Genomic DNA, 24354 nt, shown 5'->3' with positions numbered 1-24354 from the left:
TAAAGGTGAGTTATACTCAAATGATGGAATGCTAGTTGTGAAAAAATTAGTATAATTATTATGGGAACCCTTCGGTAATGAGTGAAACGTAAACCGTGGGGTTCTTTACATGTATAAATACATTTCAGCATTATAAATTTGGGGATTTTGTTGTTCTATAGTACATTAACAAGGGGGATTAGTTTTATCCCGCTTTAATGGGCAGTAAGACCCCCACCTCAAAATGCAGCGAAAGTAAAGAAGTCAGGTGGGGGTCGGGCTGCCCATAAAAGTCCGATTGGTTCAACTAATAATTAGTGGGGGATGAAGAACCCCCACCGATTAAAGTTTCACTTTATAGAGAGGGTGAGGAAATGATTAATACAGCCAATGTTTCAATAAATAATCGTATGTATACAGAAGAAGAGCAGCAAAAATTATATAAACGAACATTACTAATCATAAGTATTTCACAAATGTTCGGCGGAGCAGGGTTGGCTGCTGGGATTACAGTAGGTGCACTTCTTGCACAACAAATGCTTGGGACAGATGCATATGCAGGATTACCAGCTGCTATGTTTACAATGGGATCGGCGGTAGCGGCTTTCTTTGTCGGGAAGTTATCGCAAAAACACGGTCGCCGCATAGGGCTTGCAGCAGGTTTTATAGTAGGGGGACTAGGGGCTATTGGAGTTGTATTGTCAGCTGTAATAAATAGTATTATTCTTTTACTAGTTTCTTTACTCATATACGGTGCAGGTACGGCTACGAATTTACAAGCGCGTTATGCTGGAACGGATTTAGCGAATAAGAAGCAAAGAGCAACTGCCATTAGTATTACTATGGTAATGACAACTTTTGGTGCAGTCGCAGGTCCGAATTTAGTAGGTGTAATGGGAAGGTTTGCTCATTCAATTGGAATTCCTGAACTTGCTGGTCCGTTCATATTATCAGCAGCTGCATTTATACTGGCGGGTCTTGTACTATTTGTTATGCTTCGTCCCGATCCGTTACTTATTGCTAATATGATAGAATCATATAAACAAGAACATACATATAAAGGGCAAGCAGTAACAGAGGAAGTGAAAGAAAATAAAAGAGGCATTACGGTTGGAGCTATCGTAATGATACTTACTCAAATCGTGATGGTTGCAATTATGACGATGACTCCAGTTCACATGGGACACCACGGTCACGCTTTAAGTGCAGTAGGTCTTGTAATTGGTTTTCATATCGGTGCAATGTATCTTCCGTCTCTTTTTACGGGAATGCTAATTGACAAAATTGGAAGAACTACGATGAGTATAGCTGGTGGAGTAATTTTACTAGCAGCAGGTGTCATAGCGGCGATAGCGCCAAGTGATTCTTTAATACTATTAATCGTTGCATTGTCTTTACTTGGATTAGGATGGAACCTTGGTTTAATCAGTGGTACTGCTCAAATTGTTGATGCAACTATACCTTCTACACGTGCAAAAACACAAGGGAAGATAGATGTGTTTATTGCGTTAGCTGGAGCTTCTGGTGGAGCGATGTCAGGAATGGTAGTAGCGAATTCGAGTTATGCAGCATTGTCATTAGCTGGAGGAGTATTAGCTTTCATGCTGATTCCTGTTGTGACATGGCCTCAAAAAGGAGAAAGAAATTAAAGAAGAGGTTCTAGTTATTGACTAGAACCTCTTTTTCATACATTTAACTTAAATCCCACTTCACAATAAGCCCTAAATGCGTAAGACCACCGCCAAATCCGTATAGTAAAAGTGTGTCTCCGTTACTTAATTTTCCTTCTTTTCTAGCTAAATCTAGTGCGAGTGGAATAGAGACGGAAGATGTATTCCCCATAAATTCCACACTCGTTAATGTTTTTTGTATTGGAATTTGAGATTTTTCACAAATAGATTCGATCATTCGTAAATTAGCACTATGAGGAATGAACCAGTCTATATCATCCTTTTGCATATTTGCGGTATGTAATAGTTCTTTTATCCCTGTTGGCACCGTGCGTGTTGCCCATTTATATACTTCTCTTCCATTTTGCACGATTTTTTCATTTGTTTGCAGTGGTGTACCATTCATAGTTGTAGATAAGTTTGTTCTGTATAGATGAATTCCACCGTCACCATTTGTGCCCATATGAGCAGCAATAAAGCTCGATTTGTTTTTATCTCTTTCTAATAAAATAGTGCCAGCACCATCGCCAAATAAAATGCAGGTCGTTCTATCGATGTAATCAGTAACTTTTGATAATGTCTCTGTCGCTATGACAAGTACTTTTTTATGTGATCCAGAAGTAATCAAGCTATTACCGACGTGCAAGCCATATGTGAAACCAGCGCAAGTGGCATTTAAATCAAATGCTATTGTATGAGGTATGTTGAAGTATTGTTGTATTTGGCAAGCAACACTAGGGAAAACGTAATCAGCAGTAGTAGTAGCAACAATGATACAGTCGACATCTTCTAAGTTTTTCTTATATGTTGTACATAAATTTTCAATTGCTTTAATGGCTAAGTGTGAGGAGTATTCGTCTTCGCTAGCAATCCTTCTTTCCTTCATTCCTGTTCTTTGTACAATCCATTCATCATTCGTATCGATCATTTTTTCTAAATCATGATTAGAGAGTATTTGATTTGGAACATGAGTACCAATTGCAGTAATACGAGATTTAGAATTCATAGGAACAGCTCCTAACTTTATTTTATAACCTGATACTAATATCAGGTTATAAAAATGTCAATATAGATTTTTGGTGTATTGAACGACTTAGCTTACTATGAAGGAATTTAGCGAGTGTTGTAAAAAATAATATATGAGAAGTTTTTAAAATTGATAATGAAGTGAGTTGAGCTCCTTGAAAACAGTTTTACGCATGTTGCCTGTTGTCATTATTTGTAGCTTTATTCTTATTATTTTTTCAGAGAAATCTTATGCTTGTGATTGTATTAACGTATCAGCAGAAGAGGCCTTTCAAAAAAACGATGTAGTGTTTGAGGGAAAAGTAATTGAGGTTGGAAGGAAAGAAGGGGTTGGAATTGAAGTATTATTTGAAGTGAAGAAAATTTGGAAAGGGACAAATTCTTCGCAAATTATTGTATATACAAATGGTGGTGATTGTGTATTTCACTTTGTGGAAGGAGGAGAGTACTTAGTATATTCTTCTCAAAGAGGATTGGAAAAACAATTACACACAAATAGTTGTAGTAGAACGAAGAGATTAGATGAGGCAGGGGCGGACAAAGTAACTTTAAGTCAAATTGCAAAAGAATCTGTTCCGACCAAGAAAGTCGATTTAAAAGGTGGCATGTTGAATGGTTTAAGCTGGTGGCAAGTTCTTACTCTTTCTGTAGGTCTGTTACTGATAGTAGCTCTTGTGATTTTTATTGTAAGAAAAAAGCGCAAAAAATGACGATTAAAGTAAAAATACAAAGATTTTCTTTCAGTTTCTATAGGTGGTTTAACCTTGTGAAAGCGAATTACTTATGCTACACTTTATGTAACTTAAAATGAACGGAGGGGCTTCCTTTGATCTTAATCAGATTACGTCTCAATACTTTGTGCCAATAATTGAATAGCGCTCAAAGGCTCTGTCTGTGTGCAGAGTGAACGGGATTGGTCTGCCTATTTTAAAGGAACCCTTTATTAAGCTTATATGTGAAAAAGAGGGAGGGACGAATACGCCCTCTTTTTGTTTTGCCTTTATAAATAGAATGGGATCGTATAGGTGAACACTTATTGTGGATACGTATATGATCTTGGGGCTTTTTGACTATGAGATAGGATGAAAGTACAGCTTTCTCCTGTTTCTTTGGTGAACCCTTATCCGTTTACGAAAACACAGGCAGTTACCTGTGTTTTTTATTTTACGTAATCGAAATGGAGGAATAAATATATGGAAGAATTATTACAAAGAGCAGTTTTAGTTGGGGTAAATTTAGGTAATGAAGATGACTTTGCGTATTCGATGGAAGAGTTAACGAATCTTGCAGAAGCTTGTGATGTAGAGGTAATTGGCCAAGTGACGCAAAATTTACAACGTGTAAATCCATCTCACTATATTGGAAAAGGAAAGATTGAAGAAGTAGCAGCCTATGTAAATGAAGTAGATGCGAATATGGTCATCTTTAATGACGAATTATCTCCTTCACAAATTCGAAATTTGGAAGCGGATTTAGATTGTAAAGTAATTGACCGTACCATATTAATTTTAGATATTTTTGCGCAACGTGCGAAAACGAAAGAAGCGCAGTTGCAAGTAGAGGTGGCCCATCTTCAGTATATGATGCCTCGTTTAATCGGTCTTCGCGAATCGTTAGGAAGACAGAGCGGCGGTGTTGGTACGAAAAATAAAGGTGTCGGTGAGAAGAAATTAGAGTTGGATCGTCGTAAAATTGAAGAACAAATCTCAGTTTTAAATAAAGATTTAGAAGCTCTTGTTGCGCAGCGTCAAACGCAGCGAAAGCAACGTAAGAAAAATGAAATTCCTGTTGTAGCATTAGTAGGTTATACGAACGCAGGAAAATCAACGACGATGAATGCGATGCTTGAAATTTATAATGGGACAGAAGAAAAACAAGTATTTGAAAAAGATATGTTATTCGCGACGTTAGAAACATCGGTGCGAAATATTGATTTACCAGATAATAAATCATTCTTATTAACAGATACAGTTGGATTTGTAAGTAAATTACCGCATCATCTTGTGAAAGCATTCCGTTCAACGTTAGAAGAAGTAGCGGAAGCAGACTTACTTATTCATGTTGTAGATTATGCAAATCCAAATTATGAACAGTTAATTGATATTACAAATGAAACGTTAAAGAAAATTGGAGTAGAAAATATTCCAACAATCTATGCTTATAACAAATCAGATATGGTAGATGTCGAAATTCCGAAAGTACAAGAAGACCGTGTTTATTTATCGGCGAAGAAACATGTTGGAATAAAAGAGCTTGTCGAAATGATTCGCTCACACATTTATAAAGAGTATACGAAGTGTGAAATGTTAATTCCGTATGATCAAGGACAGGTGGTTTCTTATTTCAATACTCATGCGCACGTTCTATCTACGAGTTATGAAAACGAAGGTACGAAACTAGAAGTGGAATGTAAGACGAGCGATTACGAAAAATATAAGCGTTTTGCAATTTAATAAAGAAGGCGATCCTAAAATGTTTTAGGATCGCCTTTTTCTTATTCTGTAATAGAGGCCCATTTATAAGAATAAATTCCTGCAAATGGACGAACAACAACACCTTTTACTGTTGGACGTTCTAAATATACAAGTCCTGATTGGAAGATTGGAGCGATAGCTGCATCATCTTCAAGTAAGATTTTCTCGGCATCTTGGAACGCTTTCCAACGTGCTGGTAAGTCAGTTACTAAAGTAGAGCTCGTTTTCTCAATTAATTCGTCGTATTGTTTGTTTGAGTAACTCATCTTATTAAACGGTCCGTCTGTGACGAACATATTTAAAAATGTTGTAGGATCAGGATAATCTGGTCCCCAAGTAGAAAGTGAGATTTCAAAATCGCCATTTCCTTCACGATCTAAAAATGCTTTTACTGGAAGTGGTTGTAATGTGATTTTTAATCCGGGTAAGTTTTTCTCCAGTTCACCTTTTAAAAACTCACTAATTTTTTTATCGTTAGACTCATCTGTTGTTATGATTGAAAGAGAAGCGTTTTGTAAGTTTGTTTCTTTTTTCGCAGTTTCCCATAGTGTTTTAGCTTCTTTCACATTTGTTTCTACTTTTACATTACTTGTACTGCGAAAATCTTTATTGTCAGGTCCTTTTACGAATCCTTTTGGAACGAATGCATTCGCAGGTATAGAACCATTGTTTAAAATCGTTGTTGCGATTCCTTGTTTATCAAAAGCAAGCGAAATAGCTTTACGAGCATTTTTGTTTGCTAACAAAGGGTTCTTTTGACTAAATCGGAAAAACGTCACAGAAGGACGTTCCATTTTCTTTAAGCTCGGATCTTTTTGATATTTATCAACAAACTCTGAATTAATCGTAATTCGGTCTACTTGTTTACTTTCAAATAAATTAACAGCTGTTGAAGTATCTTTTACGATATTTACATTAATTTCATTTAATTTCACATTTTTATTATCCCAGTAGTTCGGGTTTTTTGTCATTTTATAACTTGTATCATGTTTCCATTCACTTAATTGGAAAGGTCCGTTATAAACTACATTTGCAGCTTCAAGTCCGTAATTTTTCCCTTGTGCGTCTACAACCTTTTTGTTTTGAGGATAAAATGTTGCAAATCCCATTAAACCTAAAAAGTATGGAACAGGGTGTTCTAACTGTACTTCTAATGTTTTATCGTCAATTGCTTTTACACCAAATGAGTCAATTGGTAATTCTTTTTTATTTATTTTTTCAGCGTTTTTAATGTCGAACATAATGTGTGCGTATTCAGAAGCAGTTTCTGGATTTACGGCACGTTTCCATGCATATTCAAAATCATGAGCAGTTACTGGATCGCCATTTGACCATTTTGAATCGTGTAATGTAAATGTATATGTTTTTCCGTCTTCGCTCAGTTTGTATGATTCAGCGGCTGCAGGAACAGGTTTATTGTCAGGCCCAGGCATATATAATCCTTCCATTACGTTGTTTAAAGCAGCGTAAGAAAATCCATCGGTTGCGATAGATGAATCAAGTGTAGAAATTTCCCCAGCTTCTACAATGTTTAATACTTGTTTTGAAGATTCTTTTTTCTTTTCTCCAGTAGTTGTTGCCTCTTGTTTTTGACCACATGCTGTTAAAAACATAGATAATGTGATTGAGAGTGCAACGATTCCTTTAGTTTTTTTCTTCATAGTTGTCATCCTTCCCTTCATCTCTGTCCTAGTATAAAAGAAAATATAGAAAATTTCTATAAATAAATCCGATAAAACGTATAGAAAAAATATATTATGTAAGAAGTGATATTTCTGGAAAAAGAAATGAAACCAGTATAGAATAGAAATGTTTCAAAAGTCAGAATTTATTACACCTACTGTAATAAATATATATTTTGTACAGGAAGGAGAGATTCATATATGCAGGCAGTTTCGAAAAAAAATACAATGGAAACACCGACGATATATCGAATACTATTTGCGATTAGTTTCGGTCATTTTTTAAATGACTCGATGCAAGCAGTTGTGCCGGCGTTGTTTCCTATTTTGGAAAAAACGATGAATTTATCCTATATGCAAGTAGGATGGATTGCGTTTGCATTAAATATGACATCATCGATTATGCAGCCGGTTTTTGGTATGTATTCGGATAAGAAGCCGTCACCATTTTTATTACCGCTCGGAATGTTTTCGAGTATGCTTGGGATGATTGGACTCGCGTTTGCACCGAATTTTATTATTGTTATTATTTCTGTTTTATTTATCGGATTAGGTTCCGCAGTCTTTCATCCAGAAGGTGCCCGAGTAGCTTATATGGCGTCCGGTGCAAAACGGGGATTAGCGCAAGCGATTTATCAAGTGGGAGGAAATACAGGGAATTCTCTAGCTCCTATTTTTACAGCATTAATTTTCGTTCCGCTCGGTCAAATTGGTTCTTTAGGTTTTACAGCCTTTGCAGCGGTAGGCATTGTATTATTAATTTTCGTATCAAATTGGTATAGAAATGAATTAGCAACTGGCGCTGTGAGAAGAAAAAAGAGGGCTGCGCTTGAGGCGGAACATGCGATTGTCAGTACACATATTAAATTTGTTATTTTACTTCTTGTTTTTCTTACTTTTGTACGCTCTTGGTACGGTGCTGGTATCGGGAATTTTTATCAATTTTACTTAATTGAGCATTACGGTTTATCGATAAAAAATGCTCAGTATTTCGTATTCGCATTTATGATTGCTGGTGTGTTAGGAACTTTCTTCGGTGGTCCATTAGCGGATCGATTTGGAAAGAAAACAATTATTGTATTTTCAATGCTAGGTTCAGCCCCACTTGCACTTTTATTACCTCACGTTTCGCTCGTGTGGGTCGTACCGCTATTTTTATGTATCGGTTTTATTAGTTCAAGTAGTTTTAGTGTAATTGTTGTATATGCGCAAGAGCTTGTTCCTGGAAAAGTAGGAATGGTATCAGGATTAATTGTAGGGCTTGCGTTTGGACTCGGTGCTTTAGGCTCTGTAGTTCTTGGGAAATTGGCTGACATATATAGTCTACAATTCATTATGTTACTATGTAGTTGTCTACCATTAATTGGACTTACTTCATGGTTACTACCAAATGATAAGAAAACGATAGAATAGGGGATGCGCTATGAAATTATGTGAAAACGTAACAGAATTAATAGGAGATACACCTGTCGTCAGATTATCTAAATTTATTCCAGAAGACGCAGCAGATGTGTATGTAAAACTAGAAATGTTTAATCCATCGCGCAGCGTGAAAGACCGTGCTGCCTATAATTTATTGCACGTTGCAGAAGAGAATGGTCATATTAAACCAGGAGATACAATTATTGAGCCGACAAGTGGTAATACAGGGATAGGTTTAGCGATGAACGCGGCTGCAAAAGGGTATAAAACGATTTTAATTATGCCAGATAATATGTCTAAAGAAAGAATTAACTTATTGAAAGCATACGGAGCAGAAGTAGTTTTAACACCGGCAGAACAAAGAATGCCAGGAGCAATTGCGAAGGCGTTAGAATTGCAGAAACAAATTCCAAATAGTTTTATTCCGCAGCAATTTGAAAATCCAGCAAACCCGAATATTCATCGTTATACAACTGCACTTGAAATTTATGAACAAATGGATGGCGAGCTTGATGCATTTGTAGCAACTGCTGGAACGGGTGGAACTATTACAGGGACTGGAGAAACGTTAAAAGAGAAACTACCAAACTTATATATCGCAGTAGTAGAACCGAAAGGATCTCCCGTACTATCGGGAGGTGTTCCAGGTCCTCATAAACTAGTAGGAACAAGTCCGGGATTTATCCCGAAAAACTTAAATACAGAAGTGTATAACGAAATTATTCAAATTGCAGACGAAGAGGCTTTAACGACAATGAGAAATTTGGCTAGACAAGAGGGACTGTTAGTTGGGCCGTCTTCAGGTGCTTCTGTTTACGCAGCGATTATGATTGCAAAACGATTAGGCGCTGGTAAAAAAGTTTTATGTATTGCACCTGATACAGGTGAGCGTTATTTGAGTATGGGGTTATTTGAATGAAAAGGATAAAAACACCTTACTCGTGAAATTGTTACGAGTAAGGTGTTTGTTTTAGGTTGTAAGAGGGGGAGAATAAAAATGAAACTATTAAAACCAACACATGAATATAGTGGAGAAATTATGGAATATAAACATGCGTTTTTACAATCAGGAGAACAACCACATGGCAGTAGTTCTTTACAAAATTTTGATTCTCTCGATGAATGGTTTGAAAAAGTGAATATACAGGAACTTGGGGAAAACTTAAAAGCTAATCGAGTACCATCTAGTCAATTTTTAAGCTTTGAAAAAGGGGAACTTATAGGTTTTGTGAATATTAGACATCGATTAAATGAAGAGTTATTGCGGGAAAGTGGTCATATTGGATATAGTGTACATCCAAATAAACGTCGTCAAGGTTACGCGATAAAACAATTGAAACTCGCATTATATGAAGCGCAAAAGTTAGAGTTGCAGAAAGTGTTAATAACTTGCGATAAAGCTAATATTGCTTCGGCTAAAACGATTCAAAAGGTTGGCGGTGTGCTAGAAAATGAAGTAGCTTCTTCTCATACTGGGGAAATTGTTCAGCGTTATTGGGTAGAAATATGATTTAGTGGAACATTGAACAGGGAATGCAATGCATAATATCGAAATAGATAAATGAAAAGGTGATTGTGTACTGCAATTTTAGGGGGAAATGAAGTGGGATTAAAAGAGAAAGCAATAGAAATGTCGGAGATTTATAGGCAAAATCCGAAAGTGGAGGCTATTATTTTAGCTGGTTCAGTAGCTAGAAAGCTAGAAGATGAACATTCAGATATAGAACTACATATTTTATGGTCAATGCCACCAGAGGATGAGGATCGTAAAAGGCCTATTAACTATATTGGTGGAACAATTTTGTCATACCATCTTTACGAGGAAGAAGAATGGTCAGAAACATATTTGACGAAAGAAGGAATTAAATTAGAGATTAGTAACTTTTTAACAGAAACAGTAGAGAAAGTTATTGAGGATGTGGTGGTTCAATATGATATAAGTTATGAAAAACAATGTATCGTATCATCCGTGCATGACGGAGTTAGTTTGTATGGGGAAGAGAAAGTAAATGAATTAAAAGATAGGGTGATGGCATATCCAGAAGACCTAGCGAAACGGATGATTTCAGAAAATCTTTGGTTAAGTAATCGCTGGCATAATCGAGAGGCACTTTTAAAACGAAAAGACTGGCTTATGCTATATGATGTTATTTGTGAAGCACAAAAAAATATATTTGGGGTCTTATTTGGTTTGAATAAAATGTATGTACATCACCCGGCGTTTAAATGGATGCCATATAATGTGGAACGAATGATTATTAAGCCTGAAAACTTATATGAGCGTATGGCGAATACGTTAATAGGGAAACCAGAGTATAGTATACAGGAGTTAGGAGTGTTAATCGAGGAGCTGTTACAGTTAGTAGAACACCATGCTCCGGAATTACATATTGCTGAACAGCAAAAGCGTATTCAATATGCGAAATAAAAAACAAAGAGATGTAACCCTTGTTACATCTCTTTGTTTTTTATTTTACTAATTTCCCCAGTATAGGTAAGCGTTGAATTCTATCACCGAGAATATGTGAAGCAAGTCCACTAGTTAATACGAATAAAAGGTAAACAAGTCCTCCTACAGCGCCGCATATAACAACAATGAGAAGTGATTCGATATAAGATTGTCCAGGAATTAACCATGTTAAAATTGCTTTTAATGCAATTACAACAGCAGACATTGCTGCGGAGTAAATTGTAATAAGAAATACTGTTTTTGCTGTCTCACTAATTTTAAATTTCGCAAACTTAACGATGCAGTACAACATAATACTATTTGAAACGAGGTATCCAAGAATGGTTCCAAGTACAGCACCGTGTCCGCCAAATAAATGTAAGAGCGGTGTATTTACTACAACTTTAACGAGAATCCCGGCTGAGAATGCAATCATTGTTTTTCTTTGATAATCGATTCCTTGTAAAATAGCTGCTGAAACTGTGAAAATCGCACTTAATATAGCAGACGGTGCGAATGAAATTAAATATTGTGATCCACCAAGTGCAATTTCAGGATTTACATAAACCATACGGAATGCATCGTAAGCGATACTGGCAAGACCAAAGGCAGCCGGAATCGTGAAGAATAACAAGACTTGAAATATCTTTGAAATTTGTTCTTGTAATTCTTCTAATTTCCCACTTGTATAAGATTTCGTTATAGCCGGAATGATCGTTAAGGAGAATCCAGTTGCAAGTGAAGCTGGAATCATAATTAACTTTTGGGCATAGTTCGTTATATAAGCGAAAACTGCATTTGCTGTTTCTAACGGCTCTCCCATCGCTCTAAGGACATCAGCTACAGTATATTGATCTACTAACGTGTAAAGTGGAATTGCGATGCCGACAAATACAATTGGGATTGCATAGCGAAGTAATTCTATATAAATATTTTTTAATGGGATATTCGATGCTCTTGATTTTAATTCACCTTCGGGAGGTTTTAACCCATTATATTTTTTCCAGTACATCATTAAAATAGAGACACTTGCAAGTGCTCCGATAACAGCTCCAAACGTAGCAACTGCAACTGAAGAAGCTACTGAACCCCCTAATAATTTTGAGACGATGAAGCTACCAACTAAAATGAAAACAACACGTGCAATTTGTTCCACGACTTGAGAAACAGCACTTGGTTTCATATGTTGAAAACCTTGGAAATAACCACGTGTAACACTCATAGCTGGTACGATAATAAGTGCAAAACTTAATGCTCGCATCGTAAGTGTTACGTCAGCGATAAATTGTGGATCTGGCGTTTTCGAGCGAATAATAAATTGTGATATGTACGGTGCTCCAATAAATAAAATTAAAAATCCTAAAAAGCCCATAAACAACATTAATTTTACACTAGAATTGTATAATTTTTTGCTTGTACTATAATCACCAAGCGCATTATGCTTTGCAACGAATTTGGAAACGGCAATAGGAATACCCGCTGTTGAAAAGCTTAATAAAATACCGTACCAAGAGTATGCATATCCATATAAAGCAACCCCTTGCGTTCCAACTAGTAATTGAAAAGGGAAGAAGTATATAAAACCTAATATACGTGAAATCATTGTGGCCCCGCTTAATAAAGCAGTTCCTTTTAAAACTTTTGACGTAGACAAAATTATTTCCTCCTACTCTTGCTGTCTTGCATTCATCGTATACTACTATAAACCTGCTAGGGAAGTTAATACAGTATAAACCATAAATGTTCTAATACTATTCATTTAAAAGTCATATTTTGAATTTTTAAATAGAATGTAATACATAAAAATTCAAAATATAAGTTGACACTATTTTTAATGTATGATAAAAATGATAGTAATCAATTCGGAAAATAATATTTGGGCAATGAAAGGGTATAGTAGTGAATATCTCCCTATTTCAGAGAGCTGATGGTTGGTGTGAATCAGTATATAGATTATTCATGAAGTTCGTCCTGGAGCATCTTTCATAAATCTCACATTATGAGGAAATGAAAGACGGTAGTTTATACCGTTATCAAATAAAGTGGTGAAGATTGTTTCACAACTAGGGTGGTACCGCGATATTTATCGTCCCTACGTATTTACGTAGGGACGTTTTTTATTTAGGTCTTACTTTGTTGTGGCTTCATAACTAGGGTGGTACCGCGATATTTTATCGTCCCTACGTATTTGCGTAGGGGCGTTTTTTATTTAGGTCCTAACTTTGTTGTATCTTCATAACTAGGGTGGTACCGCGATATTTTTGTCGTCCCTACGTATTTACGTAGGGGCGTTTTTTATTAGTAGAGAGGAAGTGAACGTATTAGAAAAGAGTGTGGATAGAACAATATAAATACCGAATTGTAAAACAGAAAAAGATAAAGAGAGGAGATTAACAGATGAATTCACAGCAATGGACATCGAAATTAGGTTTCGTATTAGCTGCAGCAGGTTCAGCAATTGGTCTAGGGGCAATTTGGAAGTTCCCGTATATGGCCGGAATTGGAGGGGGCGGCGCGTTCTTCCTTATTTTCATCGGTTTCACATTATTAATTGGTTTACCGCTATTATTAGCTGAATTTGTTATCGGAAGAAGTACACAAAAAGAGGCCGTTGATGCGTATAGAGAAATCGCACCAAAAACACTATGGCCATGGTTAGGGAAATTAGGGATTGTAACATGTTTCATATTACTTTCTTTCTACAGTGTTGTAGGGGGCTGGATTTTATTATACTTATGGAATGCAATTACAGGTAGACTATGGGAAGGAAATGGGGCATACGAAGCTACGTTTGGTGAAATCATTTCCAATCCGTATTTAGCAGTTGGCTCACAGCTATTATTCATCCTTATTACTATTTTCATCGTAAGTAAAGGTGTACAAAATGGTGTTGAAAAAGTAAATAAATATTTCATGCCAGCACTATTCGTTTTATTCTTTGTATTAATCGTTCGTGCACTTACGTTAGATGGTGCGGGAGAAGGAGTTCGTTTCTTCTTACAACCTGATTTCGCAAACGTAACATCAGAAGTCATTTTATATGCAATGGGGCAATCGTTCTTCTCGCTATCTGTCGGTGTAGCTGTTATGGTAACGTATAGCTCATACTTGCCGAAAGAAGAAAGCTTACCGCGTTCAGCATTTTCTATTGTAGCTTTAACACTTGTAATTACATTACTTGCAGGACTTGCAATTTTCCCAGTAGTGTTCGCATTTGGAATGGAACCATCTCAAGGACCGGGGTTATTATTTATCGTACTGCCAGCTATTTTCAGTAAAATGGCATTTGGAAAATTATTCTTCATTGTTTTCTTATTACTATTCTTCTTTGCTACTATTACATCAGCGATTTCGATGTTAGAAATTAGCGTGGCATCTTTAACTGCAAAAGGTAAAGGGAAACGTGAAAAAATGGCTTTAATCGTAGGTTTATTAATCTTCGTTGTAGGAGTACCGTCAGCATTGTCATTTGGTATATTAAGCGATCTGAAGATTTTCGGAAAGACAGTCTTTGATTTAGCGGATTATGCAGTTAGTAACGTACTCATGCCACTGGGTGTTTTATTAGTTTCTATCTTTGTTCCTTTAAAAATGAAGAAAGATGTATTAATGAGAGAGCTTGGTGTAAGTAAAAATAAAGGCTATAAATTGTTTGTATTATGGTTATTCTTACTTCGCTTCATCGCACCAATTGCGATTATTATCGTATTCTTAAATGTACTTGGCATTATTTAAAAAAGGTAGCGTATCGCTCTGGATACGCTACCTTTTTATTTTGCTCTTTTTTTGCAATTCATTTACTGTTACGAACTGATAGCCCTTTTTAGTTAAAGAGTCTAAAATACCTTCTATGGTCTGTAAATTTTCATTAGACTCATCATACATAGAGTGCAGTAAAATGATAGAACCTGGTTTTACATTTTTATTAACATATTCAATTTTATCAGTTGCAGATTTATAAAAAGTATCAGGTTCAAGGTCCCAGGTGATTGTTTCGATATTGTTTTTCTTTAAATAATAGGGCAGGCCAATTAGTTTTTTTCCGTTAGGTGGTCTAAAATCAATTGCGCCTGTAAATCCTGTTTGGCGGATTAATGAATTTGTTTTTTCGATTTCTTCTTTAATAAAAGAAGGTGTTTTAAAAACCATTCTGTTATGAGAATATGTATGGTTTCCAATTTGGTGTCCAGATTGTACGATAGCTTCTCCTAACGATAGGTTTTTCTCTAATTCATTTCCGATTAAAAAGAAAGTAGCTTTTGCATTGTATGTATCTAGTAGCGGTAATATTTGTTTTACATTGTTAGTAGGGCCATCATCAAAAGTTAAAGCAATCACTTTTTCATTTGTTTCTACTCGATTTGTTAAATCTCCAAACAATTGAAAGCTTCTTGCATTCATCAATTTGTATGTTCCAAATAATGCTACAGTAATACTGAATAATGTAACGATTGTAATGATTATTTTCTTTTTCATAAAGCAACCTCACTATACTTTTCGATTGGACTAAAAAGTATTATATCAAACTAAGTAGTTTCATGCTTTAAAAAGGATGTGGATGCAAGAGGAAGGAATTTATCATATAATGTAATGAAAAAGGTATATTAGGAGGTGTTTACATGGCGATTACAATTCAATTGCCGGACACTGCAGCGTCTCATGCAAAGCCAAGTATGGAGGAAATGGCGATACTTTGCGTGAGGTAGACAAGTAATATACAATCGCCTAAATGAGCTCGTATCATTTTTTATATTTGGCTTTGCACCTTATTGAAATGAACCATAAAAAATAAGGGGCGAGCAGAAATGAAATACGTAAAAGCTGCGGCAGTTTTACCAGAAAGTTTGATTACTGAAATTCAAAAGTATATACAAGGTGAAACAATTTACATTCCAAAACAAGAAACGAAACATTATAAATGGGGCACACGATCTGGAGGAAGAAAACAATTAGATGAAAGAAACAAAGCGATTAAAGAAGCGTTTAAAAGCGGAATTGCTATTCATCAACTTGCAGAAGAGTATTTTCTTTCCGGAGAAACGATTAAAAAAATTGTGTATTCTAAATAAGAGAAAAAGAGTCTGATTCAAATGTTATTTTGCATCAGACTCTTTTTGTTTTATATGTATTGGATATATGGACTGTGACAGGGCATACTAATAGAAAAAATGTGCCGTTTTTTTATTAAAAGTTATACAGAGCACTTGAAAAGTAGAAAGGTGAGCTTCTATGAATCATATTGGACAAATAACGATAGAGCTTTTAGTTGGCTTTTTTGTGCTGTTAATTGCTACGAAAATATTAGGGAAAACACAAATATCACAGCTAACACCCTTTGATTTTATTTCTGCTATCGTCCTTGGTGAGCTTGTTGGAAATTCAATATATGACCCTAAAATTAAAGTATGGTCTATTTTATACTCAGTATTTGTATGGGTAATTTTAATTTATACAATAGAAGTGATAACGCAAAAAATAAGAGGAACAAGAAGGTTTTTTGAAGGATATCCTTCAATTATTATTCGTAATGGAAAGATTGATCGTGAACAATTAAGTGTAAATCATTTGGACATTAACCAATTACAACAAATGCTTAGGCAACAAAAAGATATATTTTCAATCCGAGAGGTTGAATATATGATATTAGAACCTAACGGAAATATAAGTGTTCTGAAAAAAAGTAAATACGAATCTCCCACTATAAATGATTTAAGTTTAAAACATAAGCCTGTATACTTACCAATTTCATTAATTAGTGACGGAAAAGTAGTGAAAGATAACTTGAGGGAAGCGGGCTTTGATGAAGGATGGCTGTATAAGCAAATAAAGCAAAAAGGAATTACTAAATTTGAAGATGTGTTATATGCGGAGTGGAAAATAGATGATGGCTTCTTTTGTCAGGAAATGCAGCGGTAGAGTACAAGCTATGTATGTAATGTTTGTTTCTAAGTTATCTTTTACATATCAAAAAACGTAATCATTGTATACAATAAAACTAGATCAACAATTTGTATGGAGTGATAAAGATGGAAGCTTTTATTAGAAGTGATCAATACAATTTTATAAAATCACAAGCTTATATTTTAGCAAATGGGCATGCGACTGCAAATGATAGAGGAGTCATTCAAGCGTTAAAATCACTTGCGATTGAAAAGATAATACATGTATTTGAGAATTTAACGGATGAGCAGAAGGAGTTAATTGACACGGTATTAACAGTTCAAAATAGAGAAGATGCAGAATCATTTTTAACGAAAATAAATCCGTATGTCATTCCGTTTCAGGAAGTGACAGCGCAAACATTAAAAAAATTATTTCCTAAAGCGAAAAAGTTAAAACTGCCTGATATGGAAGAACTGGATATGAAAGAATTGTCTTATTTAAGTTGGATTGATAAGGGATCAAGTAGGAAATTTATTATAGCAAAAAATGATAAAAATAAGTTTGTTGGTCTGCAAGGAACATTCCAAAGTTTAAATAAAAAAAGCATTTGTTCATTATGTCATGGACATGAAGAAGTTGGGATGTTTTTAGTTGAAATTAAAGGTGATATACCAGGAACTTTCGTTAAAAAGGGAAACTATATTTGCAAAGATGGTGTAGCTTGTAATCAGAATATGAAATCACTTGATAAATTACATGATTTTATTGAGAGATTAAAGAAATAAAATGGAAGACCTCTAGTGCTTAAACTGGAGGTCTTTATTTTGGAAGAAGTAATAACAGGTTTCTTTTGTAGCTGTAGATTTATAAAAAAAGTCAGGTCATTTATAATGAAATTTGATGAAAATATCTAATTGGACACGGTTGTTTATATGCAAGGAGGTAAACATGAATTATATTTCACCGAAAGAAGAGGTATTAAAAGTGAAACGGTGGCCTAAAAATACGATAGCAGCAGGTCGTGGTCATACCGTTGCTCTTAAATCGGATGGCACAGTTGTGGCAGTGGGGCGAAATAAAGAAGGAGAATGCAATGTAAGCAGTTGGTGTGATATTGAAGCCGTCGCAGCGGGCAATGTTCATATGGCGACGAACACAGGTAATGCTCATACAATCGCTCTTAAAAGTAATAATACTGTGGAAGCGGTGGGATGGAATAAGCATGGTCAATGTGATGTGAACGACTGGCATAATATTGTAGCGGTAGCGGCTGGGTGGCGTCGTACCATTGGCCTTAAACTGGATGGTACGGTTGTGGCAGTGGGGCGAAATAAAGAAGGAGAATGCGATATAAGCAGTTGGCAAGATATTGTGGCGGCTGCGCTGGGGGACTGGCATACAGTTGGTCTTAAATTGGCTGGAACGGTAACGGCAGTGGGGAATAATCGATATGGCCAATGCAATGTAAGCGAATGGAGCGGTATTGTGGCAATAGCGGCTGGTTATCTTCATACTGTTGGTTTGAAATCGGATGGAAAAGTGATGGCAGTGGGGAATAATAAACATGGTCAATGTGATGTAAGCAGCTGGCAAGATATTGTGGCAATAGCGGCAGGGAGTAAGCATACCATTGCTCTTAAATCGGATGGTACTGTAGCGGCTGTAGGTTGGAATGAATATGGTCAATGTGATGTAAGCGATTGGAAAGATATTGTCGCGATAGCGGCGGGGTGTGCACATACGGTCGGTCTGAAATTAGATGGCACGGTGGTAGCAGTAGGCGATAATACATATGGACAATGCGATGTAGGTAGCTGGCGCAACATTCGATTGCCTGTTAAATAGTTAATTTACAATAAATCACTAGTAATATTATTCTATTTTAGGAGTAATTATGGAATAGGATATGTAGATAAGAATTCCTTTTAATAGAGGTTCGTATTCTTTTTTCGTAAAATGATTGTCTAAATGGAATTTTTGAACCAACTTTATTTCAAAGCTACAGTAGAAGATATAAAAAAAGTATAGGGGAGATAAAGGAATGTTAAAAAGGTTTTTACTTTCTTTACCGTATGTTTTACTTATATGTATCGTTCTCTACATAACGTACACAAATTCTTTTAGTTTTGGACAGATGTTATTAATTTCAATTGCAATTGGAATTATTGGTGGTTTTATTATAAGAATATGTAAGGATTTATTTACTTTTATCCAGTGGACAATTGAACAAAAGAAGTCTTGACTATGCTTAATTGTTACTAGGAGGGGATGGAATGAATCAGAAAAAGAGTAGGGTGAAAAACGAGATAGTACTTTGGGCATTAACAGCTGTTGTTTTTATCATTGTATGGTACTTTTATCAAAAATAAAAACGCATCGTACTAAAAAGCACGATGCGTTTTTATTATTTTTTTTGCCAATTTTCTTTTATAAAGTCTTCACGGCCAGATTCTTTTTGCTCAGTAGCATATTTCTCTGGGTTCTTTTTATAGAAATGTTGGTGGTATTCCTCGGCTTCATAAAAAGGTGCAGCCGGGCGAATTTCAGTTACGATTGGCTCTTTAAACATACCGCTTTCTGCAAGAGCTTGTTTTGATTTTTCAGCAAGCTCTTTTTGTGTTTCGGTATGATAAAAAATAGCGGTGCGATAAGATGGACCACGGTCAAAAAATTGTCCGCCATCATCAGTTGGATCGATTTGTGGCCAGTATAAATCTAGTAATTTTTTATATGGAAAAATAGAAGGGTCGAATGTAATTTGTACGACTTCTAAATGACCAGATGTACCAGCTTTAACTTGTTCATATGTTGGGTTTTCTACATGACCACCTGCATAGCCGGAAAGTATTTTATGAATACCAGGAAGTTCATCAAATGGCTTTACCATGCACCAAAAGCAACCGCCTGCGAAGGTTGCGAGTTCGTATGTTTTTTCGGACATTGCTGTAATCCTCCTAAATATATGTGTTTTATATAGTATTATACAAAAAGTTTTATTGAGCAATAAAAAAGATTCGAAAATATATGTATTATTAAAAAAATCTTTAAAAAACATGTTGACAATGAAAAGAACAACGTCCTATAATACGTGTAACAAATAAAAGTTAATTAAGAATTTTCTAACTTTATATATTATATATGCAAAGAAGAGGAAAGTAGATGATTATGATCGTTTCAGAGAGCTACTCCAAGGCTGTGAGAGTAGTAACAATCGAATCATTGAAGATCACCTCGGAGCATCGCTTGCGAAAGGGAAACTGAGTAGGGGGCGACGGCATCGTCTCCGGTAAAAGGACGGGGGTCTAATTGGACCTACAGAGCTTATATTTCGTGAGAAGTATAAGGAAGCTGAGTGGTAACGCGAAACTCTCGCCTCAGCAATCAAAGCTACTAAATTGTAGTAGTTGATTGCTGAGGCGAGAGTTTTTATTTTAAAAAATTGAATAAGAGAATGCGTAGAAGAGGAGAGTAAATGATAGGCATTGTTTCAGAGAGCTACCCCAAGGCTGTGAGGGTGGTAACAATCGAGTCTTTGAAGATCACCTCGGAGTACTACTTTTGAAACTAGTAAAAAGTAGCGGAGTTGTTTCCGATAGAAAAACAAAAGTCTAATTGGACTTGCAGAGCTTATATTTCGTGAGAAGTGTAAGGAAGCTGAGTGGTACCACGATTCCCTCGTCTCAGTAATGGATTGCTACAAGTATGTATGTAATCGATTGTTGAGACGAGTATATTTTTAAGGATTATATACTGAATATTCTGTTAAAAATTACTCATCTCAGCAATCGATATAGAAATGGATTGCAAAAATAGAGAGAAAAAGAGGAGCGATGTGAGATGGGAAACCAGTACATTTATATGAATGGGGAATTTGTAGAAAAAGAAAAGGCGGTTGTTTCAGTATATGATCACGGTTTTTTATACGGAGACGGTGTATTTGAAGGAATTCGTAGTTACGGTGGAAATGTATTTTGTTTAAAAGAACATGTAAAACGATTATATGAATCGGCAAAATCTATTTTACTTACAATCCCACTGACAGTTGAAGAAATGGAAGAAGCAGTTTTACATACACTTCAAAAAAACGAATACGCTGATGCTTACATTCGATTAATTGTCTCAAGAGGAAAAGGTGACTTAGGGCTCGATCCGAGAAGTTGTGTGAAACCGAGCGTTATTATCATTGCAGAACAATTAAAGTTATTCCCGCAAGAATTTTACGATAACGGACTAAGCGTTGTATCTGTTGCATCACGACGTAACACGCCAGATGCTTTAGACCCACGTATTAAGTCAATGAACTACTTAAATAACGTACTTGTAAAAATTGAAGCGGCACAAGCAGGAGTGCTAGAGGCACTTATGTTAAATCAGCAAGGATATGTTTGTGAAGGATCTGGAGACAATGTTTTTGTTGTGAAAGATGGAAAAGTGTTAACACCGCCTTCTTATTTAGGAGCACTAGAAGGTATTACGAGAAATAGTGTTATCGAGCTATGTGAGCGACTTAACATTCCATGTGAGGAAAGGCCATTTACTCGCCATGACGTATATGTAGCAGATGAAGTATTTTTAACGGGAACGGCAGCAGAATTAATTCCAGTTGTAAAAGTTGATTCAAGAGAAATTGGAGATGGGAAACCAGGAAGTGTAACAAAACAATTGACAGAGGAATTTAAAAAGTTAACGAGAGAAAGAGGAGTACGTGTTCCAGGATTGGCGGAAAGCTTACTGTAGGTAGGGAGAGGAGTTAATTAAAATGGAGCAACAGTATACAACATATGAGAAATTACAGTGTGAAGATGTGACAGGAGCTGGACACGTTATTCAATGTTTGAAGAATTTAGGCGTAACGACTGTTTTCGGTTATCCGGGCGGAGCGATTTTGCCAGTGTACGATGCGTTATACGGAAGTGGTTTAAAGCACATTTTAACTCGTCATGAACAAGCTGCTATTCATGCGGCAGAAGGATATGCGAGAGCTTCTGGAAAGGTCGGGGTAGTCTTTGCTACCTCTGGCCCAGGGGCGACAAATTTAGTTACGGGCTTAGCAGATGCTTATATGGATTCGATTCCTTTAGTTGTCATTACAGGGCAAGTTGCAAGGCCATTAATTGGTAAAGACGGATTTCAAGAAGCAGATGTTGTTGGGATTACAGTACCTGTTACGAAGCATAATTACCAAGTTCGTGATGTGAATCATTTATCGCGCATTGTACAAGAAGCTTTTTACATCGCCGAAAGCGGGCGGCCGGGGCCGGTATTAATTGATATTCCAAAAGATATTCAAAATGAAAATGTAACAAGTTTTTATAATGAAGTGATTGAGATTCCAGGATATAAACTAGAGCCTATGCCAGACAGTATGAAGATTAGAGAGGTAGCGAAAGAAATTTCAAAAGCAAAACGTCCACTTCTTTATATTGGAGGAGGTGTCATTCATTCAGGTGGATCTGATGAACTTATCAAATTTGCGAGAGAAAATCGTATTCCAGTCGTATCAACTTTAATGGGACTAGGTGCATATCCGCCGGGAGATTCATTATTTTTAGGAATGCTCGGTATGCATGGAACGTACGCTGCAAATATGGCAGTAACAGAATGTGACTTATTACTTGCTTTAGGTGTTCGTTTTGATGACCGTGTAACAGGAAAATTAGAACTCTTTTCTCCCCATTCAAAAAAGGTACATATTGATATAGATCCTTCGGAGTTTCATAAAAATGTAACTGTGGAATATCCAGTTGTTGGAGATGTGAAAAAAGCGTTACACATGTTGTTACATATGCAGATTTGTACACAGACAGATGAATGGATTACGAAAACCGAGGAATGGAAAGCGGAATACCCTCTTTTCTATAATCAAAAAGAAAGTGAGTTAAAACCACAGCATGTTATTAGCTTAGTAAGTGAATTAACGAATGGTGAAGCGATTGTTACGACAGAAGTAGGACAGCATCAAATGTGGGCTGCGCATTTTTATAAAGCGAAAAATCCACGGACTTTTCTCACATCTGGCGGACTAGGAACGATGGGGTTTGGTTTTCCGGCGGCAATTGGTGCTCAGCTTGCGAAAGAAGAAGAACTCGTCATTTGTATTGCAGGTGATGCTTCTTTTCAAATGAATATTCAAGAACTACAAACAATCGCTGAAAATAACATCCCTGTAAAAGTATTTATTATAAACAATAAATTTTTAGGGATGGTAAGGCAATGGCAAGAAATGTTTTATGAAAATCGTTTATCAGAATCAAAAATTGGATCACCAGATTTTGTGAAAGTGGCAGAAGCTTATGGAGTGAAGGGATTAAGGGCTACAAATTCAATAGAGGCGAAACAAGTGATGTTAGAAGCAATTGCTCATGAAGGTCCTGTCGTAGTTGATTTTTGTGTAGAAGAAGGTGAAAACGTATTTCCGATGGTTCCGCCAAATAAAGGGAATAACGAAATGATTATGAAGAGGTGGGAAGAATGAGTCATACTTTTTCACTCGTTATTCATAACGAGCCAAGCGTCTTATTACGTATAAGTGGGATTTTTGCTCGGCGTGGCTATTATATTTCTTCTTTACATTTAAACGAAAGAGATACTAGTGGCGTTTCTGAAATGAAACTCACAGCAGTTTGTACTGAAAATGAAGCGACATTACTTGTTAGTCAGTTGAAAAAATTAATTGATGTACTGCAAGTAAATAAATTATAAGGAGTGTATCGAATATGAAAACATATTATGAAAAAGATGCAAATGTAGAGTTATTAAAAGGGAAAACAGTTGCGGTAATTGGTTATGGATCTCAAGGTCATGCACAGGCACAAAATTTACGTGATTCTGGTGTAGAAGTTGTAGTTGGTGTTCGATATGGTAAGTCTTTTGAAGTAGCAAAAGCAGATGGATTTGAAGTAATGTCTGTTTCAGAAGCAGTTCGAACCGCACACGTTGTACAAATGTTACTGCCAGATGAACAGCAAGCACATGTGTATAAAGCAGAAGTAGAAGAGAATCTCCGTGAAGGGCAAATGTTACTTTTCTCACATGGATTTAATATTCACTTCGGACAAATTAATCCGCCAAGTTACGTAGATGTAGCGATGGTCGCACCAAAAAGTCCAGGTCATCTCGTTCGCCGTGTGTTCCAAGAAGGAAATGGTGTTCCGGCATTAGTCGCAGTACATCAAGATGCAACAGGCACCGCATTACATGTAGCACTTGCGTATGCAAAAGGTGTAGGGTGTACACGTGCAGGTGTAATTGAAACGACATTCCAAGAAGAAACAGAAACCGATTTGTTTGGTGAGCAAGCGGTACTTTGCGGAGGTGTAACTGCACTTGTAAAAGCTGGTTTTGAAACATTAACGGAAGGCGGATATCGACCTGAAATTGCATACTTCGAATGTTTACATGAATTAAAGTTAATTGTTGATTTAATGTACGAAGGTGGTTTAACGAACATGCGCCATTCTATTTCCGATACGGCAGAGTTTGGAGATTATGTAACAGGATCGAGAATTGTTACAGATGAAACGAAGAAAGAGATGAAACGAGTACTTACAGAAATTCAGCAAGGTGAATTCGCGAAGAAATGGATTTTAGAAAATCAAGCGGGGCGTCCAACATATAATGCGATGAAAAAAGCAGAGCAAAATCATCAGTTAGAAAAAGTAGGGGCTGAGCTTCGTGAAATGATGAGCTGGATTGATGCACCGAAAGAATTAGTAAAGAAATAGGGTAATAGATTGCAAGTGAAAAATACGTAAGAGGGGATTTGACAA

Annotated in this window: 22 protein-coding genes and 3 other annotated features; of the genes, 17 read left to right on the top strand and 5 right to left on the bottom strand. The window is 36.2% G+C overall.

Annotation, left to right across the window (positions count from 1 at the left end):
• Positions 1–353 precede the first annotated feature (353 nt).
• Entirely contained in the window at positions 354–1628 is a 1275-nt protein-coding gene (locus ACTFRS_RS09345) for an MFS transporter (protein WP_440023722.1), read from the top strand.
• A 43-nt stretch (positions 1629–1671) separates the two neighbouring features.
• On the opposite strand, the gene ACTFRS_RS09340 is transcribed toward ACTFRS_RS09345, so the two are convergent.
• Entirely contained in the window at positions 1672–2655 is a 984-nt protein-coding gene (locus ACTFRS_RS09340) for a ketoacyl-ACP synthase III (protein WP_431084860.1), read from the bottom strand.
• A gap of 175 nt (positions 2656–2830) precedes the next feature.
• Here ACTFRS_RS09340 and ACTFRS_RS09335 point away from each other — a divergent pair, with 175 nt between their 5' ends.
• Positions 2831–3385: a cobalamin biosynthesis protein CbiN gene (locus tag ACTFRS_RS09335; protein ID WP_431084861.1), complete on the top strand. Its 555-nt coding sequence runs from the start codon at positions 2831–2833 to the stop codon at positions 3383–3385.
• A 483-nt stretch (positions 3386–3868) separates the two neighbouring features.
• Complete coding sequence (hflX, locus tag ACTFRS_RS09330; protein ID WP_000391879.1) at positions 3869–5128, top strand: GTPase HflX; 1260 nt, start codon at positions 3869–3871, stop codon at positions 5126–5128.
• A gap of 41 nt (positions 5129–5169) precedes the next feature.
• Here hflX and ACTFRS_RS09325 read toward each other — a convergent pair whose 3' ends face one another.
• The gene (locus ACTFRS_RS09325; RefSeq protein WP_431084862.1) at positions 5170–6810 is read right to left on the bottom strand and encodes a peptide ABC transporter substrate-binding protein; all 1641 of its coding nucleotides are present in this window, start codon (positions 6808–6810) and stop codon (positions 5170–5172) included.
• A gap of 222 nt (positions 6811–7032) precedes the next feature.
• Here ACTFRS_RS09325 and ACTFRS_RS09320 point away from each other — a divergent pair, with 222 nt between their 5' ends.
• From ACTFRS_RS09320 to ACTFRS_RS09305, 4 genes are all read left to right on the top strand, one after another.
• Positions 7033–8244 carry an MFS transporter gene (locus ACTFRS_RS09320; protein WP_139867783.1) on the top strand — a complete coding sequence of 404 codons (1212 nt, stop codon included), beginning with the start codon at positions 7033–7035 and terminating at the stop codon, positions 8242–8244.
• Positions 8245–8254: 10 nt separating this feature from the next.
• The gene (cysK, locus tag ACTFRS_RS09315; RefSeq protein WP_000762260.1) at positions 8255–9172 is read left to right on the top strand and encodes a cysteine synthase A; all 918 of its coding nucleotides are present in this window, start codon (positions 8255–8257) and stop codon (positions 9170–9172) included.
• Between the two features lie 78 nt (positions 9173–9250).
• Positions 9251–9763, top strand: a complete 513-nt coding sequence (locus ACTFRS_RS09310) for a GNAT family N-acetyltransferase (RefSeq protein WP_440023723.1) — start codon at positions 9251–9253, stop codon at positions 9761–9763.
• Positions 9764–9856: 93 nt separating this feature from the next.
• Positions 9857–10681 carry a DUF4037 domain-containing protein gene (locus ACTFRS_RS09305; protein WP_440023724.1) on the top strand — a complete coding sequence of 275 codons (825 nt, stop codon included), beginning with the start codon at positions 9857–9859 and terminating at the stop codon, positions 10679–10681.
• Positions 10682–10721: 40 nt separating this feature from the next.
• Here ACTFRS_RS09305 and ACTFRS_RS09300 read toward each other — a convergent pair whose 3' ends face one another.
• Positions 10722–12356 carry a putative polysaccharide biosynthesis protein gene (locus ACTFRS_RS09300; protein ID WP_000107871.1) on the bottom strand — a complete coding sequence of 545 codons (1635 nt, stop codon included), beginning with the start codon at positions 12354–12356 and terminating at the stop codon, positions 10722–10724.
• A 220-nt stretch (positions 12357–12576) separates the two neighbouring features.
• Positions 12577–12799 (top strand) — a binding site (T-box leader).
• Positions 12800–13099: 300 nt separating this feature from the next.
• Between ACTFRS_RS09300 and ACTFRS_RS09295 the strand changes: the two genes are divergently transcribed.
• Positions 13100–14437 (top strand): sodium-dependent transporter, encoded by a 1338-nt coding sequence (locus ACTFRS_RS09295; protein WP_001088180.1) that lies wholly within the window; start codon positions 13100–13102, stop codon positions 14435–14437.
• A 27-nt stretch (positions 14438–14464) separates the two neighbouring features.
• Here the strand turns inward: ACTFRS_RS09295 and ACTFRS_RS09290 are convergent, their stop codons facing one another.
• Positions 14465–15178, bottom strand: coding sequence for a polysaccharide deacetylase family protein (locus ACTFRS_RS09290; protein WP_139867775.1), 714 nt, complete (start codon positions 15176–15178; stop codon positions 14465–14467).
• A 329-nt stretch (positions 15179–15507) separates the two neighbouring features.
• Here ACTFRS_RS09290 and ACTFRS_RS09285 point away from each other — a divergent pair, with 329 nt between their 5' ends.
• The 5 genes from ACTFRS_RS09285 to ACTFRS_RS09265 all read left to right on the top strand — a co-directional run bounded on the left by ACTFRS_RS09285 (position 15508) and on the right by ACTFRS_RS09265 (position 18827).
• Entirely contained in the window at positions 15508–15771 is a 264-nt protein-coding gene (locus ACTFRS_RS09285) for a CD3324 family protein (RefSeq protein WP_139867773.1), read from the top strand.
• A gap of 160 nt (positions 15772–15931) precedes the next feature.
• Complete coding sequence (locus ACTFRS_RS09280) at positions 15932–16618, top strand: DUF421 domain-containing protein (RefSeq protein WP_139867770.1); 687 nt, start codon at positions 15932–15934, stop codon at positions 16616–16618.
• Between the two features lie 110 nt (positions 16619–16728).
• Entirely contained in the window at positions 16729–17370 is a 642-nt protein-coding gene (locus ACTFRS_RS09275; RefSeq protein ID WP_016717160.1) for a FusB/FusC family EF-G-binding protein, read from the top strand.
• A 163-nt stretch (positions 17371–17533) separates the two neighbouring features.
• On the top strand, positions 17534–18430 hold the full coding sequence (locus tag ACTFRS_RS09270; RefSeq protein ID WP_139867768.1) for an RCC1 domain-containing protein: 897 nt from the start codon (positions 17534–17536) through the stop codon (positions 18428–18430).
• A gap of 196 nt (positions 18431–18626) precedes the next feature.
• On the top strand, positions 18627–18827 hold the full coding sequence (locus ACTFRS_RS09265) for a hypothetical protein (RefSeq protein ID WP_000919322.1): 201 nt from the start codon (positions 18627–18629) through the stop codon (positions 18825–18827).
• Between the two features lie 162 nt (positions 18828–18989).
• Here ACTFRS_RS09265 and msrA read toward each other — a convergent pair whose 3' ends face one another.
• Positions 18990–19526 carry a peptide-methionine (S)-S-oxide reductase MsrA gene (msrA, locus tag ACTFRS_RS09260; RefSeq protein ID WP_440023725.1) on the bottom strand — a complete coding sequence of 179 codons (537 nt, stop codon included), beginning with the start codon at positions 19524–19526 and terminating at the stop codon, positions 18990–18992.
• A gap of 193 nt (positions 19527–19719) precedes the next feature.
• Positions 19720–19965, top strand: a binding site (T-box leader).
• Positions 19966–20032: 67 nt separating this feature from the next.
• Positions 20033–20271 (top strand) — a binding site (T-box leader).
• Positions 20272–20422: 151 nt separating this feature from the next.
• Between msrA and ilvE the strand changes: the two genes are divergently transcribed.
• From ilvE to ilvC, 4 genes are read left to right on the top strand one after another with little or no spacing between them, the layout of a single operon-like run.
• Positions 20423–21322 (top strand): branched-chain-amino-acid transaminase, encoded by a 900-nt coding sequence (ilvE, locus tag ACTFRS_RS09255; RefSeq protein ID WP_000528137.1) that lies wholly within the window; start codon positions 20423–20425, stop codon positions 21320–21322.
• A 22-nt stretch (positions 21323–21344) separates the two neighbouring features.
• A complete protein-coding gene (gene ilvB / locus ACTFRS_RS09250) occupies positions 21345–23060 on the top strand; it encodes an acetolactate synthase large subunit (RefSeq protein ID WP_431084867.1) in 1716 nt (571 codons plus the stop codon).
• Entirely contained in the window at positions 23057–23287 is a 231-nt protein-coding gene (locus tag ACTFRS_RS09245) for an ACT domain-containing protein (RefSeq protein WP_000019916.1), read from the top strand. The genes ilvB and ACTFRS_RS09245 overlap by 4 nt, the downstream gene beginning before the upstream one ends.
• A gap of 14 nt (positions 23288–23301) precedes the next feature.
• Positions 23302–24309 (top strand): ketol-acid reductoisomerase, encoded by a 1008-nt coding sequence (gene ilvC, locus ACTFRS_RS09240; RefSeq protein ID WP_100634130.1) that lies wholly within the window; start codon positions 23302–23304, stop codon positions 24307–24309.
• Positions 24310–24354 lie beyond the last annotated feature (45 nt).

Origin of the sequence: Bacillus cereus group sp. MYBK139-1 (assembly GCF_051916915.1) — a bacterium.
GTDB lineage: Bacteria > Bacillota > Bacilli > Bacillales > Bacillaceae_G > Bacillus_A > Bacillus_A pacificus.
This window is presented reverse-complemented; position numbering and strand designations above follow the sequence as displayed.

Coding starts and splice junctions, on each gene's coding strand:
- ACTFRS_RS09345 (WP_440023722.1), top strand. CDS start 354: ATGATTAATACAGCCAATGTTTCAATAAATAATCGTATGTATACAGAA.
- ACTFRS_RS09340 (WP_431084860.1), bottom strand. CDS start 2,655: ATGAATTCTAAATCTCGTATTACTGCAATTGGTACTCATGTTCCAAAT.
- hflX (WP_000391879.1), top strand. CDS start 3,869: ATGGAAGAATTATTACAAAGAGCAGTTTTAGTTGGGGTAAATTTAGGT.
- ACTFRS_RS09325 (WP_431084862.1), bottom strand. CDS start 6,810: ATGAAGAAAAAAACTAAAGGAATCGTTGCACTCTCAATCACATTATCT.
- ACTFRS_RS09320 (WP_139867783.1), top strand. CDS start 7,033: ATGCAGGCAGTTTCGAAAAAAAATACAATGGAAACACCGACGATATAT.
- cysK (WP_000762260.1), top strand. CDS start 8,255: ATGAAATTATGTGAAAACGTAACAGAATTAATAGGAGATACACCTGTC.
- ACTFRS_RS09310 (WP_440023723.1), top strand. CDS start 9,251: ATGAAACTATTAAAACCAACACATGAATATAGTGGAGAAATTATGGAA.
- ACTFRS_RS09295 (WP_001088180.1), top strand. CDS start 13,100: ATGAATTCACAGCAATGGACATCGAAATTAGGTTTCGTATTAGCTGCA.
- ACTFRS_RS09290 (WP_139867775.1), bottom strand. CDS start 15,178: ATGAAAAAGAAAATAATCATTACAATCGTTACATTATTCAGTATTACT.
- ACTFRS_RS09285 (WP_139867773.1), top strand. CDS start 15,508: ATGAAATACGTAAAAGCTGCGGCAGTTTTACCAGAAAGTTTGATTACT.
- ACTFRS_RS09280 (WP_139867770.1), top strand. CDS start 15,932: ATGAATCATATTGGACAAATAACGATAGAGCTTTTAGTTGGCTTTTTT.
- ACTFRS_RS09275 (WP_016717160.1), top strand. CDS start 16,729: ATGGAAGCTTTTATTAGAAGTGATCAATACAATTTTATAAAATCACAA.
- ACTFRS_RS09270 (WP_139867768.1), top strand. CDS start 17,534: ATGAATTATATTTCACCGAAAGAAGAGGTATTAAAAGTGAAACGGTGG.
- ACTFRS_RS09265 (WP_000919322.1), top strand. CDS start 18,627: ATGTTAAAAAGGTTTTTACTTTCTTTACCGTATGTTTTACTTATATGT.
- msrA (WP_440023725.1), bottom strand. CDS start 19,526: ATGTCCGAAAAAACATACGAACTCGCAACCTTCGCAGGCGGTTGCTTT.
- ilvE (WP_000528137.1), top strand. CDS start 20,423: ATGGGAAACCAGTACATTTATATGAATGGGGAATTTGTAGAAAAAGAA.
- ilvB (WP_431084867.1), top strand. CDS start 21,345: ATGGAGCAACAGTATACAACATATGAGAAATTACAGTGTGAAGATGTG.
- ACTFRS_RS09245 (WP_000019916.1), top strand. CDS start 23,057: ATGAGTCATACTTTTTCACTCGTTATTCATAACGAGCCAAGCGTCTTA.
- ilvC (WP_100634130.1), top strand. CDS start 23,302: ATGAAAACATATTATGAAAAAGATGCAAATGTAGAGTTATTAAAAGGG.